We start from the raw sequence: 15637 nt of genomic DNA, 5'->3' as shown, positions 1-15637 counted from the left end.
CCGTATTCACAAGACCGTCAACTCTGATAACGTTTCTTCACAGATGCGATCACGGCAATTCACATGATTCGGACAGGATCGCGTCGAGAGGGGTGGACGTGCCGCAGTGGGGCTGCATAGCCGACGACGTGACAGGGGCGACCGACCTCGCCACCAACCTCGTATCCCGTGGCCTGCGCACGGTCGTGCTGCTGCAGCCGTTCTCCGACTCGGGCGTGCCGCTCGGTCCCGGGCGGCTGCCCACGGAGGTCGACGACATCGACGCGATCGTGGTCGCGCTCAAGTCGCGCACCGCCCCGATCGACGTCGCCGTGGCGCAGAGCGTGGCATCGCTCGACTACCTGGAGTCCGTGGGCGCGGAGCGGATCTATGTGAAGTACTGCTCCACCTTCGACTCGACGCCCGAAGGGAACATCGGGCCGATCATCGACGCCGTGCTCGCGCGAACCGGCGAGGACCGCACGATCGTGGTGCCGAGCTTTCCCGACGCCGCGCGCACCGTGTACCGCGGACACCTGTTCGTCGGCGACGATCCGCTGGACGAGAGCCCGATGCGCAACCATCCGCTGACCCCGATGCTCGACTCGTCGGTGCCGCGCCTGCTCACTCCGCAGACCAAGGGACGCGTGGGCCTCGTGACGCTGCCGACCGTGCGCGCAGGTCGTGCCGAGCTCGCCCGGCGCCTGGAGGCGGAGCGCGGCGACGGGCCGGTGTCCCTCGTCGTCGACGCGATCGAGAACGAGGATCTCGAGACGATCATGGCGGCCGCGGGAGCACTACGGGTGGTGACCGGGGGATCAGGTCTCGCACTGGGAATGCCCCAGCGCGCCACGTCCGACGCCAGGCGGATTCGCGGGGTCGAAGGCCGTCGCGCGGTGCTCTCGGGCAGCGCCTCCCAACGCACCCGCGAACAGATCGCCTTCGCTCGCACACGGCTGCCGTGGTGGAAACTCGACGTGGACCGGCTCTCACGGGGACTCGAGGACGCCGTCGAGGAGATCGCCCACTGGGCCGCCGCCCGCTGGGCCGACGACCCGACGGCCATCCCGCTCATCTACTCAGCGGATTCCCTCGACGACGTCGACCATGACACACCCGACGCCGCTGATCTCGTGGAACGGACCTTCGGTGCCGTCGCCCAGCGTCTCGTGGCGCTCGGCGCGGCACAGCTGATCGTGGCCGGTGGCGAGAGCTCGGGACGGGTCATGGCCGAACTCGGTGTGGCCCAGCTGCGGATCGGCCCTGCCATCGCCCCCGGAGTCACATGGAGCGAAGCCACGACGGCGACAGGCACCCTGCTGAACGTCGCGTTGAAGTCGGGCAATTTCGGCGAGGTCGACATGTTCACCGAGGCATGGCGCGAACTGGAACGGGGCACGAGCGCGTGAGCGACAACGGTTCTCAGACATTCGTGGAGACGGAAGCAATCCTTAGAAGGGAACTCGTGGCCGCCGCAGCGCAGCTTGCGGCTGCCGGCATGAGCCCAGGCTCGTCGGGCAACCTCAGCGTCCGGCACGACGACCGCATCATCATCTCGCCGACAGGCTCTGATCTCAGGTCGCTCGACCCCGATCGGCTCTCGGTACTCGATTTCGACGCGACGCTGCTCTCGGGACCCGCACCGTCGAAGGAATATCCGTTCCACCGCGCTTTCTACCGTCGCGACGAGACGTTGCGAGCCGTCGTACACGTGCACTCCCTCGCCGCCTCTGCGTGTTCGTGCCTCGACCCATGGTCGCAACGCAGCGCGATCCCGCCGCTCACACCGTATTTCGTCATGCGCGTCGGCCAGACACCCCTGATTCCCTACGCCGATCCCGGCGATCCGGCGCAGGCCGATGCCATCCAGGCGTCCCGTTCGCGTTTCCGGGCAGCGCTGCTGCAGAACCATGGAGCGATCACGGCCGGGCGCACCGTGGGTGAGGCACTGGAAGCGGTCGTCGAGCTGGAGCACACGTGTTCCTTGCTCCTGCAGCTCGGCTCCCGCCCGTTCCAGCTATTGCCACCGGAGGCCGCCGACCGGCTGGCGAAGAAGTACGACTCGCCCTGGGGCTGACCCGTCCGCATGTCACATGACGTGTGACGCCCCTCCGTCCACATTCAACGCCGATCCGGTGACGTACCCGGCCGCGTCCGACGCGAGGAACGCGATCGCCGCAGCCGCCTCCTCCGCCCGGCCGGTGCGTCCCAACGGCACCCGGAAGTCGCGGGCGAGGTCCGCGTAGAACTCCTCTCGCGTGCGCCCGTCGTCGGCCGCACGCCACCGGCGATCGTTCTGGAGGCTCTCCACCACGCCGATGCAGACCACGTTCACCCGGATCCGATCCGACGCGACATCGCGGGACAACGCCTTCGCGTAGGCGAGCCCGGCCGCCCGCGACACCGACGTGGGGGACGACCCGGCTGACGGTTGCCGCCCGGCGATCGCCAGAACGCTCACCACCGCGCCCCCGCCCCGTGCCCGCATCGTCGGCACCACCAGGCGCGCCATCCGAATGTGGGCCATCAGTTTCAGGTCCAGGTCGTCCTGCCATGCCGCATCGTCGACCTCGGCCGCGTGCCCCCTCGCCGAGGTCCCCGCGTTGTTCACCAGGATGTCGATCCCGCCGAACCGCTCGACCGCGGCGCCGTGCAGCCGCACCAGCTCGTCCGGATCCGTGGCGTCGCAGGGGACGCCCAGGCACCGCTCGTTGTCGAGCTCTGCCACCGCATCGGCGAGACGCTCCTTGTCGCGGCCGCACACCACGACGCTGCTGCCCTCCGCGAGCAGCAGCCTCGCGGTCGCGAGCCCGATACCCGCCGTGCCGCCAGTGATGACAGCGACCTTGCCGGCCAATCCCAGTTCCACAGCCACACTCCCGGACTCGGCTTCCCGCCACTCCCGACCGGCACCGCGACGGCGCCGAACTCGCGGCAGGAATTCATATTGTGAATAGCTGAGCAATTCAGTGAACTTTAGCCCACCGACGCATGGACGCCGGCGGATCGTGCGTGGCACGATCTTCCTCGACGCGGGACCTGCGTCGGGCACACGGCAAGGAGGTCGTGCGTGAGCGTCGTGCTCGGCTCGGGTGAGTACACGTACCGCGCGCACGACGGGCAGTGGGGCGACCTGCCCGAGGGCTGGGAACTGATCGACGTGGCCGGGGTCGCGGTCGACGACCAGGACCGCGTCTTCGTCTTCAACCGCGGCGCGCACCCGGTGATCGTGCTCGACCGCGACGGCCGTTTCCTCGGCTCATGGGGCGAGGGGATCTTCACCCGCGCCCACGGCATCCATCGGGGTCCCGACAGCAACCTCTACCTGACCGACGAGGGCGACCACACCGTCCGCGCGTGCACGCCCGAGGGCGAGGTCCTGCTCGAGATCGGGGTCGCAGGGCGTCCGGCGTCGTTCATGAGCGGCGAGCCGTTCCACCGCTGCACCCACACGGCGCTGTCGCCGCACGGGGACATCTACGTCTCCGACGGCTACGGCAACGCGCGGATCCACAAGTTCGCGCCGGACGGGACGCATCTCCTCTCGTGGGGCGCCTCCGGCGTCGGCGAGGGCGAGTTCAGCCTCCCGCACAACATCGCCTGCGACGCCGACGGCTGGGTCTACGTCGCCGACCGCGAGAACCACCGCATCCAGATCTTCGACGGCGACGGCCGGTTCGAGACGCAGTGGCATGCGGTCCACCGCCCGAGCGCCTTCCATCTGACCGGCGGCCCCGACCCGCTCTGCTACGTCGGCGAGATCGGCACCCCGCTCGACTTCCAGCGCGGTGCGCCCAACCTCGGGCCGCGAGTCAGCATCTTCACCCCCGGCGGGGAGCTACGCGCCCGGCTCGGCCGGGAGCCGAACCTCGGCACCGGCGCCGGTCAGTTCATCTCGCCGCACGGCCTGTGCGTCGACTCCCATGGCGACATCTACGTGGGCGAGGTGTCCCACACCGGCTGGCCGAACGTCTTCGGCTCCGACCGGCCCCGTCCGCAGCCGCTCCGGGCACTGCAGAAACTGGTGAAGGCCGGCCCTCCGAACGCGAAGGAGTCGAGTTGACCAGGAGCAACCCGCTCAAGGGGATCGGCGAGTCCGGCCGCGTGCAGATCGGTACGTGGATCAACCTGGTCCGCAACCCCGCTGTGCTGACCCTGCTCAAGAACAGCGGCTTGGACTTCGCGCGGGTGGACATGGAGCACTCCTCTCCGTCCATCGAGACGATCGCGGACATGGCGGTGCTGGCACGCGCGCTCGGATTCCCGCTGATCGTGCGCCCGCCCGCGGCCGACCGCGAGTGGGTCACCCGGCTGCTCGACGTCGGTGTCGTGGGCCTGCACGTCCCGCAGGTCGACACCCCGGAAATCGCGCGGTCGGTCGTCGAGGCCGCCTACTACGCGCCGCTCGGGCTACGCGGGATGGCGGTGAACGGCCCGCACAACGACTTCCGCGCGGAGGCCGGGCTCGACGAGCTGAACGCGCAGGTGCACATCACCGTGATGCTCGAGTCGCGCGAGGCGTTCCGGCACCTGGACGAGATCGTCGCCACCCCAGGGGTCGACGCCGTCACTCTCGGGCCCGCCGACCTCGCACAGGAACTGGGTGTGCGAGGCACACCCGACGAGGCACGCGTGGTGAACGAGCACCGGTGGCTGCTCCTCGACGCGGCGCGTCGTCACGGCAAGGACGTCGCGATGCTGTTCGACACGGTCGAACAGGCCCGCCCCTGGATCGAGGCCGGCATCAGGATCATCGCCATCGCCTCCGACGTGGCAGTGCTGCAGAACGGCTACCGCGGCATCGTCGCCGGGCTGCACACCGGCACCGACGGGCACGGCGACGACAGCTCCGCATCAGACTCCGACGTGATGGGATTCGAGCATGCCCGTTCTCGAGCACGGTGACGTCAGAATTCGCTACGACGAGCACGGCACCGGATTCCCGGTGCTGCTGTTCGCACCCGGTGGCCAGCAGTCGTCCGTCGGGTTCTGGGAGCGCGCCCCCTGGAACCCCATCGAGCACCTCTCCCCGCACTACCGCGTGATCGCGATGGATCAGCGCAACGCCGGCGGATCCACCGCCCCGGTCAGCGCGTCCGACGGATGGCACTCCTACATGGAGGACCACCTCGCGCTCCTCGACGCCCTCGGCATCGAGAAGTGCCACCTCCTGGGCATGTGCATCGGCGGACCGTTCATCGCGCAGCTCGCCGAATCGGTTCCGGACCGCATCGGCGCCGCGGTCGTCCTGCAGACGATCGGTCTCGACGGCAACCGGGATCTCTTCCACGGGACGTTCGACGCCTGGGCCGCCCGCCTCGCCGATCAGCACCCCGAGGCCGACGCCAACGACTGGAAGGGCTTCCGCTCGAACCTCTACGACGGGCCGCACATTCTCTACAGCGTCGCCGACGACGTCGTACCCCGGCTCACGACGCCGATGCTGGCGTTCCTGGGGAACGACGAGGCGCACCCGGCCAATGCGTCGCGGTTCCTCGCGGCGCACGCACCGAACACGCAGCTCGTCGAGCAGTGGAAGGAGCCGGAGCACCACGCCGCGGCGCGCTCGGCCATCGAGGCGTTCCTCGCCGACCACACGCCCGCGAGCTGAGTGGGAAGCCGGCTCCCGACGTGAGCTTCCGTCCGGGACGGGACGGGTCGACTCGCTCATCGCGGTCGGCCATCCCGTCCCCGTGCCATCGATAACAAGACATCTTGCTAAAGGAGTCTTGTTAAACTAGCTTCCTCCACATGGCGGACGACCGCGAACCCAGGACGATCAGCGATCCGAAGGCGTTGCGAGCGCTGGCCCACCCGCTGCGCTGGCAGCTGATGGAGTTTCTGGAGCTGGAAGGCAGCGCAACCGCCACGCGCTGTGCCGAGGCGACAGACGAGAGCGTCGCGAGTTGCTCCTACCACCTCAACGTGCTCGCGAAGTACGGCTTCATCGAAGAGGCACAGGGAGGCATCGGTCGGGAGAAGCCGTGGCGCCTCACCGGACACGATCAGAGCTGGGCCGCCGGCGGGGAAGGCCTGGACGTCGAGAGCGCACTGGCCGCTCAAGCGCTGAGCGACGCCGTGCTCGATCACCACCACGCGCACCTCAAGACATGGCTGCGCCGGAGAAGCCGGGAAGAACAGAGGTGGCTGGAGGCAACCGGGATCACCCGGGGGCTGGCCTTCGTCACGGATCAGGAGCTCGCCCAGCTCACCGCTGAGCTTCGGATGATCGTGAACCGCTACGCCGACCGACTCGAGGATCCGGGTCTGCGGCCACCGGGGGCGCGTCCCGCACAGATCTTCGTATCGACGTCGCTGTCGCGCCCGCCGGAAGCAGAGCGAGGCGGCACATCGTGACGGACCGCAGCATCCGGTGGCCGGACGTTCACGGCCACCGTCACGCGCTACTCGCGCAGGCCGCGGAGTATCGGCTCGTCACGAGCGCATGCCGGGCGACGGACCGGAAGCGTTTTGCAGGGCCCAGCAAGGCGATGCGGCTCTACCTGCGGATCTGGTGGGCCTCGCGACCACGGAGTCACGAACTGCTGGCTGCGTACGTAGGACCTGACAGCGGCATGCGCTCAGTGCCGCCCACTCGCCAATGATCGAACCAATGCACACTCTGGTTGTTGCTACGCCCCCGCAGCGAATGCAGGTGTGGTGCGCGGTGACCGGCGCTCCGTAGGCCACCGCCACCCCTCCCCTCGTCAGGCGTGAATGGTGGCGAGTTGTGGGGGTCTTCGCCGCGCGGTCTGCGTTTGGTCGATCCACTTCGGCGGGATGAACTCTGGGATCCCGTTGAGGATCCGCACGATCCAGCCGGACTCACGATGCAGTAGCCGGTGGTGGTAGCGGCAGAGCATCACGCAGTTGTCCACCGTGGTCTCCCCGCCATCTTCCCAGGCTTCGACGTGGTGGATCTCGGACCAGGAGGCGGGGCGTCCGCAGCCGGGCTTCGCGCAGCCGCGGTCCCGGGCGGCGATCGCCCGCCGCAAGGCATCGGGAATGGTCCGCCGGGCCCGTCCCACATCCAGGGGTTGCCCGGCCCCGCCCAGCACCACCGGCACCACCCGGGCATCACAAGCCAACATCCGCAGATCCGCCGGCCGCAGTTGGGTGCCGAAATCCAGACTCGCCGCCCGGGCCCGCTGCTCCAACTCCTGTAGCGGAATCACCACGCTGAGGTGCGGGCGTTCGCCGCCGCACTGGGGTGGCTGCCCGGTCTCCAGCACCCGCTGGCAGATCTCGCCAAGGGCATCCGCGCGGCGTTGGGCGGCGCTGCGGTCATCCTCCCGGCCGCGGGGCATACACAACGCGTCCAGCGCTGTGGGCAGCAACTCCCGGGTCAACCCATCCAGTTGGCCCTTCACCTTCCCGGTACGGATCGACAGGTGCAGCTCGTTGGGCTGCGGCGGATCGTCCTCCCGCTCACCCGGCCCATCCTGGTCGAGCAGGGTGATCAGTTCGTGGGCGAACACGCCGAGTTCATTCGGCCGGTAACCGGTGGCCTGCTCGGCGAGTTGGGCCTCGGCGGCGGCCCACACCTCGGGCGTGAGGCGGCGGGCGGCTGGGGAGCGGAGGGCTTCGGCGATGACCTCGACGTGCCTCAACCCGATCCGCCCCGCGGAGAACTCCACCGCGATCATTGGCAGTCGTGCGGGCAGGACCTGCCCGTCCAGTGAGGTGCGGGGGCAGACCTCCTCGGCCACCCGCACCCGGCGGCGCGCCACCGCTGTGTCGCAACCGAGCAGATCCGCCACCGCCTGGGTCGGGCTGCGATAGCCGCGGGCGGCGAACACCCCGTCCCGCACCAGCCCGGCGACCACCTCGATCTGGATCTGCTCCAGCTGGCGGGCCATCGACTCACATACGCTCAGCGCGGTAATCCGGTCTTCCCCCCGGCGCGATCGAACCGGCGGCGGCCCGCAGCAGACCGGCCCCGTGCTGCAGGGCCCGGTCCGCGATAGCGACCGCGTTTCCCGACACACCAGAATTGTCCCGGCCGCGTGCGACAGAACCGCGCCTTCGGGCATTGGCAATTGCGAACAATGCAACCGAACATCGATCGGATGCCCGCGCGTCGTCCACGTGAGCCCCACCGGTGGCGACCGGCGGGACCGGGCTCGGTGAGCCGCGCGCGGCCCACCGACACGTCGACCTCGCACCCCACTGGCGTGACTCGTGACCAGATGAGTAATCTGGTCACGAGTCAGGGAGTGGTCGATGGCAGAGGTCAAAGACGGCCGGCGAGCCCAGCGGATCCTGGATGCAGCGGCCGATCTGGTGCTGCGGTGGGGCTACAAGCGGGTCACCATCGAGGAGGTCGCCAGGCACGCGGGCATCGGTAAAGGCACCGTCTACCTGCACTTCGAGTCCCGCTCCTGGCTGTTCATGTGCGTATTGATGCGCGAGTCGCTGGCCATGGTCGACGAGCTGGCCGACGCCATCCGCCGGGACGCGGCGGCGGCGCTGCCGGCCGAGCAGGCCCGCCTCGGCTATCTCGAGGTGCAGCGCCGGCCATTGCTGCGGGCGATGTTCGTCCGCGACAGCGAACTGCTGGGCGAGCTGGCCCACGAAGGAGCGGTCGAGCCGTTGCGCGTATGGAAAGGCGAGCTCGCCGACGAACAGTTCCGGCTGATGCGCGAGCACGGACTGATGCGCACCGACATCGATCTCGACACCCAGATGTACATGCTCGGTGCGATACAGACCGGCTTCTACCTCTACCAGCCGGCCCCCGGTTCCGCGGGTGCCGAGCCGGAAGCGGCCGCGGCCGCGCTGAGAAGCACCGTGCAGGCCGCGGTGCAGCCGCCGGGCGCTCCCGATCCGGACGCTCTCGCTGCCGTGGTCCCGACGGTGCTCGCGAGCTACCAACGGTTCCGGACGTCACTCGCGGCGGCGATCGCCGAGCGACCGACGAAGGCCGCCAGTCCGGCCTGAGGTCCCGGAACAAGGAAAGCAAATGCCGCGGCGCACACGGAGCGCCGGCGGCCCCACGTTGTGCGGTTCGTCCCAGAAAGGGATTCGAATGAGTCGCATTGTCATGGCGGGCATGCCGGCCGCCGGTCACATCAATCCCAGTGTGCCGCTCGTGCGGGAACTGGTGCGCCAGAACGTCGACGTCACCTACTACGCCACCGACGAGTTTCGCGACTCGGTGGAGCGGGCCGGCGCCGAGTTCCGCCCCTACCCGGCGGGAACGATCACCTCGAACGACATCGCCGAAGCCACCCGTGCCGGCAGCCCCGTGCGGGTGGTCACCCGGATCCTGACCACCGCGGAATCGCTGCTGCCGTTCCTGCTGACCGACCTGCGCACCCTGCAGCCCGCCGCGGTCGCGTTCGACTCGAACGCGATCTGGGGCCGCATGGCCGCGGCGAGCCTTCGCCTGCCCATGATCTCGTTCATGACCACCATGATGGTCGGCGGCGCTGAACTCCGGAGTCTGACCGTCCGGGAATGGGCCCACTTCGTCCGGACCGCCGTACCGGATCTGCCCGGGACGCTCGCGGCGCGGCGGCGGGTGGTGCGCCGCTTCGGGAAGCAGATCCTTCCGCCGCGTCCGGCGTTCCCGATGCGCGGCGACGTGACGATCTTTTCGATTCCGCGGTGGCTGCAGCCGCCTGATCCGCGGATCGACGAACGCTGCCACTTCATCGGCCCCACGATCGACCCGGATACCCGCGACAGGGATCTCGACGCCGAACTGGCCGCCCATCTGGACGGTCCCGAACCGCTCGTGCTGGTGTCTCTGGGCACTCTCCATGCGGGCAGCGACGAGTTCTTCCGTACCTGCTTCCACGTGCTCGCCGATCTGCCCGTGCGCGTCCTCCTCACGGTCGGCTCGCACACCGTTCCCGCCCGGCTCGGCCGGCCACCGGCGAACACCCTGGTCCGCGCGTCTGTACCTCAGCTCGAGGTACTCCGGAGGACGGCGCTGTTCGTCACCCACGGGGGAATGAACAGCGCACTCGAAGGGCTGGCCCACGGAGTGCCCCTCGTCGTGATCCCCCAGCAGTTCGAGCAGCTCGTCATCGGCCAGGCCGTCGCCGACAACGGCGCCGGTGTCGTGCTGCGGCACCATCTGTCGAATCGACCCGTGCCGCCCGGCGAGCTGCGCGCGGCCGTCGAACACGCCCTCATCGACTCGTCGCAACGAACGTCCGCCAAGGCCGTCGCCGAAACCCTCGGCGACGGAGGCGGCGCCCCCGTCGGCGCCGAGGTGATCCAGAGCCTCCTGGCCAGGAGCCGCTGACGTCCGCGACCGCATCCGGCAGTCGCCGACCGATGGGCACCGGCTCATGTCGATGGCTCTCGACTCGTGCCGGCCCTACGCTGCTCCGGTGACCGCCACCGGAGGTAGCTCGCCGGTGGTCACGGTCGCCGAGCTGGTCGGGATGCTGTCGCTCTCCGCCGATCTCGGTCTCGGTCAACCGCAGGGGCATCTCGCGCGGTCCAGTCTGATCGCACTCCGGCTCGCCGAACGAATGGGACTGTCCACAGCCGACCGTGAGACCACCTACTACCTCGCGTTGCTCGCATGGGTCGGCTGCACCGCCGACTCCCACGAGACCGCCGGCCGCTTCGGCGACGACATCACGCTGCGGCAAGGCGTGTACGACGTCGAGATCGGCAGTCCGGCGATGCTCGGCTATCTGCTGCGACGTGCAGGCTCAGGTGCAGGGGTACAGCGTCGTGTCCGCGTCACAGGCGAACTGCTCGCCACGGCCGGGCGCACGGTGCGCGAGGCGCTGGTGGCGCACTGCCAGGTGACCGGTCAGCTCGCGGACCGGCTGGGCTTCGACATACGCATGCGCGAGTGCCTCTCCCAGACCTTCGCCCGCTGGGACGGACGCGGCACCCCGGCCGGGGTACGCGGAGAGGCGATCAGCCTCCCGACCCGCATCGTCTGCCTCGCCGATCTCGTGGAAGTCCACCACCGCCGCGGAGGAACTCGGGCTGCGCTCGACGTGATCCGATCTCGGCGTGGCACCTCGCTGGACCCTGCCCTCGTCGACGAGTTCGAGCAGTGGGGCGAGGAGATACTCGACAGCCTGCCTGCCGAGACGAGCTGGGCTGCCCTGATCGACGCCGATCCCGCACCTCACACGTTGAGCGCCGCGGCGCTGGACGCGGGGCTGGAAGCACTCGCGGACTTCGTCGATCTCAAGTCGCCGTTCTTCGCCGGTCACTCCCGCGGGGTCGCCGACCTCGCCGCGACCGCCACCCGCTGCGCCGGGTTACCCGCCGCCGAGGTCGACCTGGTCCGCCGCGCAGGGCTCGTCCACGACCTCGGCCGCTCCGGCGTCCCGAACACGATCTGGGACAAGCCGGGCGCACTGACCGACGTCGAACGCGAACGCGTCGAGTTGCACGCCTACTACACCGACCGCATGCTGCGCCGGGTTCCCGCGCTCGGCGACGTCGCCGCGATCGCGACGCTGACCCACGAGCGGTTGGACGGCACCGGCTACCACCGTGCCCTGCCCGCGATCGCGATCCCCATGACTGCCCGACTGCTCGCCGCAGCCGACTGCTACCACGCGATGACCGAACCCCGGCCGCACAGACCCGCCCACACCGCGGATGAGGCAGCGAGGCAGTTGCGTCACGAGGCACGAGTCGGGGCGCTCGATCCGGCAGCCGTCGAAGCCGTGCTCGCCGGCGCAGGACACCGGCCCCGTCGCGCCGCCGGAGGCCCCGCCGGGCTCACGCCCCGTGAGGTCGAGGTGCTCGTGCTGGTCGCCAGGGCCGCGTCCACGCGCCAGATCGCCCGCGAACTGCGCATCGCCCCGAGGACGGCGGGCAACCACATCGAACGGATCTACACGAAGATCGGGGCGAGCACGCGCGCCGCGGCCGCGCTGTTCGCGATGCAGCACGGGCTTCTGCGCACCCTCGAACCGCACGATCCATAGGGAGAACTCCTCACGACGCCGACCCCGGACCGCTCATAACGTCACCTCACCCGCGTACAGACGCCGGGTGCACCGGTCCGAGGAGAAGCAATGAGCAACAAGGCAGTCATCAACCTGACCACCGGCCTGGAGGACCCCGAGCGGGTGACGGTGGCGTTCCTGACTGCGGTCGCCGCTGCCGAACAAGGCCGGCCGACCATGATGTTCCTGACCAAGGAGGCCGTCCGGCTCGCCGTTCCCGGGATCGCGGTCGCCACCGCCTGCGAGGGCTGCCCGCCCCTGACCGAGCTTCTCGACCGCTTCGAACGGGCCGGCGGCCGGTACCTCGTCTGCCCGATCTGCGTCCACGCGAAGAAGATCGACGACAGCACGTTCATCCACGGAGCCGAGGTCGGCGGCACGGTTCCGCTGTGGCAGTGGATCGGCGACGGCGCAGCAACGACGTTCAGTTTCTGACGAAGCAGGGTCATGCGAGATGTACGGCGTGCCTCGCCTCGTACCAGGTGTCGCCGACCGGCTCTCCCGCCATGTTCCAGCTCCACGAGTCGGTGGGACTGATGCGGATGTACAGGCCCGGCCCGACCATTCCGGTCCGCTCCACCGGTTGATCGGCTCGTCCATAGATCCGTATCCCACGCGCGATGAACGGTTCGAAGGACACCATGTCGTCGACCACCAGCGCTACTTTCGTGTTCCCGGCGCGGACGTTGCGGAACTTCCTGGTTCGTTCGACCGACGCCCCGGATCCGCCCACCCAGAAGAACTCCCCGTCGAACTCGAACGCGAGCGGGACGACATCGGGCTGCCCGTCGGCGGAAAGCGTGGAAACCCGGGCAAGCGGTTGCGAACGTAGGTAGGCGATCTCTTCCGCGGTGAACGACATGCAGTGGCTCCTCTCGAGAAGGTGCTCACAGTGTGTACGAACGGCAAGCGTCGAGATCGACGGCAGCCGGCAAAGGATCACGAGGCGCCGATTCGCAACGCCGTGACCACCAGCGCCGTGTACCGCATCGTGAAGCTGTCCCCGAATGTGTCGACGGCGGCGCCGGTGCCCGTCAACACCTCCTGGAGCTGGGCGGGTGGGAGCCGCGTGTGCAGGCCGGTGGTCGGCAGCTGGTCCAGCCACTCGTCCCGGGTGTAGCTCCGCTCCCAGTCGAATCGCCATTGCTCGGGCTCGCCGAACGCACCCGTCCCCCGGATCCCGTCCGCCGTCATGGCTCCCATCGCCGAGTACCCGTCGATGGCCGACATCGTCGGCCGGCGGGCGGCAGGCGAGTCGGGCAACACCCGGCGGTAGACCTCGACGAACGCTTCCGCCAGTTCGGGCGGTGGTTGGGCGGCGTTCCAGAACACGGCCAGGCGGCCACCGGGCCGCAGCACCTGCGCTGCCTTGGCCGCTCCCGCAGCCGGGTCCACCCAGTGCCAGGTCTGCCCGGCGACGACCGCATCGAACTCGCGGCCTGCCGGGTCCCAGGCTTCGAACGCCGCCACTTCGACGTCGAGCCCCCGCTGCCGCGCCAGCTCGGCCATCCGCGCATCGACGTCGACCCCGAGCACCGTGCAGCCGGCCGCTTGGAACTGCCGGGCCGCGATGCCGGTGCCACAGCCGACGTCGAGAACGTCGAGTCCGGGACTGGCGGCGACGATGCGGTCGATCATGGCTTGCGGGTAGCTCGGTCTGGCCCGGTCGTAGCGCACGGCGTCCGTGCCGAACGACTCCGCCATCTGTCGGTGGTGATGAGGCTCGTTGCCGGAAGACGGCGTTCCCGCCGACGGTAGAGTGGGCATGTGCCCACTCTAGTGGGCACATGCCCACTCAACGAAGGATGCACGGTGCCGACAGGTGTGGCCATCCACGACGCGCGCGATCAGCTGTTCGACGCCGCCGAGCGCGTACTGCTCCGGGACGGGCCGAACGCGCTGACCAGCCGGGCGGTCACCACGGAGGCCGGCTGCGCGAAGGGAGTGCTGCATCGGCACTTCGCCGAGTTCGACGCGTTCCTCGCCGAACTCGTGCTGAACCGCGTGGCCCGGATCGAGGGTCAGGCCGCGGCCCTGCGGGCTTCGGCCGGGACGGGCACCGTCGCCCACAACGTCGCCCACGCCCTGACCGACCTGTTCGGGTCGGTCGCCGTGGCGATCGTCGGGCTCATCATCTCCCGGGACGATCTGCGTGCCCGACTCCGCCGGACCACGCCGACCGGCATCCCACTGCTCACGGAAGCCACGGCCATGATCGCCTCATACCTCAGCGCCGAGCGCGAACTGGGCCGCATCGCGGCGGCTGCCGACGTCGACACGCTCGCCCCCACACTGATCGGGGCCGGACACCTGCTCTTCGCCGACCGGAAAGGCACACCGCCGGAAGCCGGTACCATCGACAAGGTCGTCACCTCGGTCATCGCCGGTGTCGTGCGAGAACAGCAGCCATAACCGGCGACGCCCTAGTTCAGGCAGGTATGGCGGTCAGAAGACTGTACGGCCGTCCGGGCGATGCGAGCGGGACCACTTCCATCAGCTGCAAGCCGCAGCCGGCGAGCAACTGGGCGAACTCCGACCGAGTGCGCTCCCTTCCCGCAAGGTTGACCAGCATGGTCAGATCCCGCACCAGCATTCCGGCGTCGAATGCGGTGGGGTCGTCGGGCACCACCGACTCGATCAGGTACAGGCGCGCGTCGGCCGTCATCGACTCCCGACAACACTTCAGCACCATGCCGGCCCGCTCATCGTCCCAGTCGTGGACGATGTGCTTGAGCAGGTAGGCGTCGCAGCCGCCGGGCACCGATTCGAAGAAGTCACCACACACGATCTTGCAGCGGTCGCGGACGCCGGCCGCCGCGAGCGATGCTTCGGCGTCGCGCAACCCGGACTCGGTGTCGTAGAGCAGCCCGGACGCCTGCGGGTTCGCGGCGAGCACGCCGGCCAGCAGCGCCCCACTGCCACCGCCCACATCGGCTATCCGCCCGTGCCAGGCAATATCCAGCTCACGCATCGCCTGGACGACGCCCCGGCTGACTTCCGCCATCGTCTCGTTGAAGATCGCTGCCTGCTCCGGGTGTGTCGACAACAGCTCGAAGAAGCCCTCACCGAATATGTGCCGGACAGCGTCCTGTCCAGTACGGACGCTGTAGTTCAGTTCACCCCAAGATCCCCGTTCCGCCGCGTTGCCGTACCGCAGGATCATGTTGCGCACCGATCCGGGGACACCGGAGCACAACAGCTCGCCGGCGGTAGTGAGCGCAAAGAGTTCCCCGTCGAGTCTCACCACACCCACGGACACGGCCAGCCGCAGCAGCCGGTACAGCGACGGCGCGTGCGTTCCGGACTGCTCGGCAAGCCGCTCCACACTCGCCGCCCCGTTGGCCAGTAGCTCGGCAATGCCAAGACTGACCAACGAGTGCAGTGCATGAGGAACGTAGGAGTTCCACACCATGGAGACGAGTCGATCACGCTCTCTTTCCGCATCGTCCATAGTTCCGTCCTACCAGATGCCCTCGCCCCGGGGTCGCGCAAACTTCACGGGAATGAGCTAGCCGACATGAAGAAAATGCCGACCCGCGATCGAAGATGTGCAATGCGCAGCGCCTGCGCATATCCCTGGGACAGGTTCGGCCGATCGCGGTGGCCACCGACGTCTCGATCTCTGCGTCGGATACCTCGAGATCGTCGGCAATATCAACTGCTTCGATCGCCAGTGGACCACACCGACCTTGTTGATACCCTGTCGCTGCCGCAAAGCG

At 69.0% G+C, this 15637-nt stretch carries 16 protein-coding genes; 11 read left to right on the top strand and 5 right to left on the bottom strand.

Annotated features, from left to right (window positions below):
• Positions 1-92 precede the first annotated feature (92 nt).
• The gene (otnK, locus tag ABD743_RS18270) at positions 93-1388 is read left to right on the top strand and encodes a 3-oxo-tetronate kinase (protein WP_344723296.1); all 1296 of its coding nucleotides are present in this window, start codon (positions 93-95) and stop codon (positions 1386-1388) included.
• A 23-nt stretch (positions 1389-1411) separates the two neighbouring features.
• A complete protein-coding gene (locus tag ABD743_RS18265; protein ID WP_344723295.1) occupies positions 1412-2056 on the top strand; it encodes a class II aldolase/adducin family protein in 645 nt (214 codons plus the stop codon).
• Between the two features lie 12 nt (positions 2057-2068).
• On the opposite strand, the gene ABD743_RS18260 is transcribed toward ABD743_RS18265, so the two are convergent.
• Positions 2069-2848, bottom strand: coding sequence for an SDR family oxidoreductase (locus ABD743_RS18260; RefSeq protein WP_344723293.1), 780 nt, complete (start codon positions 2846-2848; stop codon positions 2069-2071).
• A 201-nt stretch (positions 2849-3049) separates the two neighbouring features.
• Here ABD743_RS18260 and ABD743_RS18255 point away from each other — a divergent pair, with 201 nt between their 5' ends.
• From ABD743_RS18255 to ABD743_RS18240, 4 genes are all read left to right on the top strand, one after another.
• Positions 3050-4042, top strand: coding sequence for a peptidyl-alpha-hydroxyglycine alpha-amidating lyase family protein (locus tag ABD743_RS18255; RefSeq protein ID WP_344723292.1), 993 nt, complete (start codon positions 3050-3052; stop codon positions 4040-4042).
• Positions 4039-4884 (top strand): HpcH/HpaI aldolase family protein, encoded by an 846-nt coding sequence (locus ABD743_RS18250; protein WP_344723291.1) that lies wholly within the window; start codon positions 4039-4041, stop codon positions 4882-4884. The genes ABD743_RS18255 and ABD743_RS18250 overlap by 4 nt, the downstream gene beginning before the upstream one ends.
• Complete coding sequence (locus ABD743_RS18245; protein ID WP_344723290.1) at positions 4862-5590, top strand: alpha/beta fold hydrolase; 729 nt, start codon at positions 4862-4864, stop codon at positions 5588-5590. The genes ABD743_RS18250 and ABD743_RS18245 overlap by 23 nt, the downstream gene beginning before the upstream one ends.
• Before the next feature lie 140 nt (positions 5591-5730).
• Positions 5731-6336 carry an ArsR/SmtB family transcription factor gene (locus ABD743_RS18240; protein ID WP_344723289.1) on the top strand — a complete coding sequence of 202 codons (606 nt, stop codon included), beginning with the start codon at positions 5731-5733 and terminating at the stop codon, positions 6334-6336.
• A 350-nt stretch (positions 6337-6686) separates the two neighbouring features.
• Here the strand turns inward: ABD743_RS18240 and ABD743_RS18235 are convergent, their stop codons facing one another.
• A complete protein-coding gene (locus ABD743_RS18235; RefSeq protein ID WP_344723288.1) occupies positions 6687-8078 on the bottom strand; it encodes an HNH endonuclease signature motif containing protein in 1392 nt (463 codons plus the stop codon).
• 124 nt (positions 8079-8202) lie between these two features.
• Between ABD743_RS18235 and ABD743_RS18230 the strand changes: the two genes are divergently transcribed.
• The 4 genes from ABD743_RS18230 (at position 8203) to ABD743_RS18215 (ending at position 12353) form a co-directional block, all read left to right on the top strand.
• Positions 8203-8919, top strand: coding sequence for a TetR/AcrR family transcriptional regulator (locus tag ABD743_RS18230; RefSeq protein WP_344723287.1), 717 nt, complete (start codon positions 8203-8205; stop codon positions 8917-8919).
• An 88-nt stretch (positions 8920-9007) separates the two neighbouring features.
• Complete coding sequence (locus ABD743_RS18225; RefSeq protein ID WP_344723286.1) at positions 9008-10234, top strand: macrolide family glycosyltransferase; 1227 nt, start codon at positions 9008-9010, stop codon at positions 10232-10234.
• An 88-nt stretch (positions 10235-10322) separates the two neighbouring features.
• Positions 10323-11897: an HD domain-containing phosphohydrolase gene (locus tag ABD743_RS18220; RefSeq protein ID WP_344723285.1), complete on the top strand. Its 1575-nt coding sequence runs from the start codon at positions 10323-10325 to the stop codon at positions 11895-11897.
• A 90-nt stretch (positions 11898-11987) separates the two neighbouring features.
• Entirely contained in the window at positions 11988-12353 is a 366-nt protein-coding gene (locus ABD743_RS18215; protein ID WP_344723284.1) for a DsrE family protein, read from the top strand.
• A gap of 10 nt (positions 12354-12363) precedes the next feature.
• On the opposite strand, the gene ABD743_RS18210 is transcribed toward ABD743_RS18215, so the two are convergent.
• Both ABD743_RS18210 and ABD743_RS18205 read right to left on the bottom strand, forming a co-directional pair.
• Positions 12364-12780, bottom strand: a complete 417-nt coding sequence (locus ABD743_RS18210) for a PPOX class F420-dependent oxidoreductase (RefSeq protein ID WP_344723283.1) — start codon at positions 12778-12780, stop codon at positions 12364-12366.
• A 77-nt stretch (positions 12781-12857) separates the two neighbouring features.
• Entirely contained in the window at positions 12858-13622 is a 765-nt protein-coding gene (locus ABD743_RS18205) for a class I SAM-dependent methyltransferase (RefSeq protein ID WP_344723399.1), read from the bottom strand.
• A 108-nt stretch (positions 13623-13730) separates the two neighbouring features.
• On the opposite strand from ABD743_RS18205, the gene ABD743_RS18200 reads away from it, so the two are divergent.
• Positions 13731-14330 (top strand): TetR/AcrR family transcriptional regulator, encoded by a 600-nt coding sequence (locus tag ABD743_RS18200; RefSeq protein WP_344723282.1) that lies wholly within the window; start codon positions 13731-13733, stop codon positions 14328-14330.
• Between the two features lie 16 nt (positions 14331-14346).
• Here ABD743_RS18200 and ABD743_RS18195 read toward each other — a convergent pair whose 3' ends face one another.
• Complete coding sequence (locus tag ABD743_RS18195) at positions 14347-15369, bottom strand: methyltransferase (protein ID WP_344723281.1); 1023 nt, start codon at positions 15367-15369, stop codon at positions 14347-14349.
• Positions 15370-15637 lie beyond the last annotated feature (268 nt).

Origin of the sequence: Pseudonocardia yunnanensis, assembly GCF_039534065.1 — a bacterium.
GTDB lineage: Bacteria > Actinomycetota > Actinomycetes > Mycobacteriales > Pseudonocardiaceae > Pseudonocardia > Pseudonocardia yunnanensis.
The sequence above is the reverse complement of the archived record's forward strand: the minus strand, read 5'-3'. Positions and strand labels throughout refer to the sequence as shown.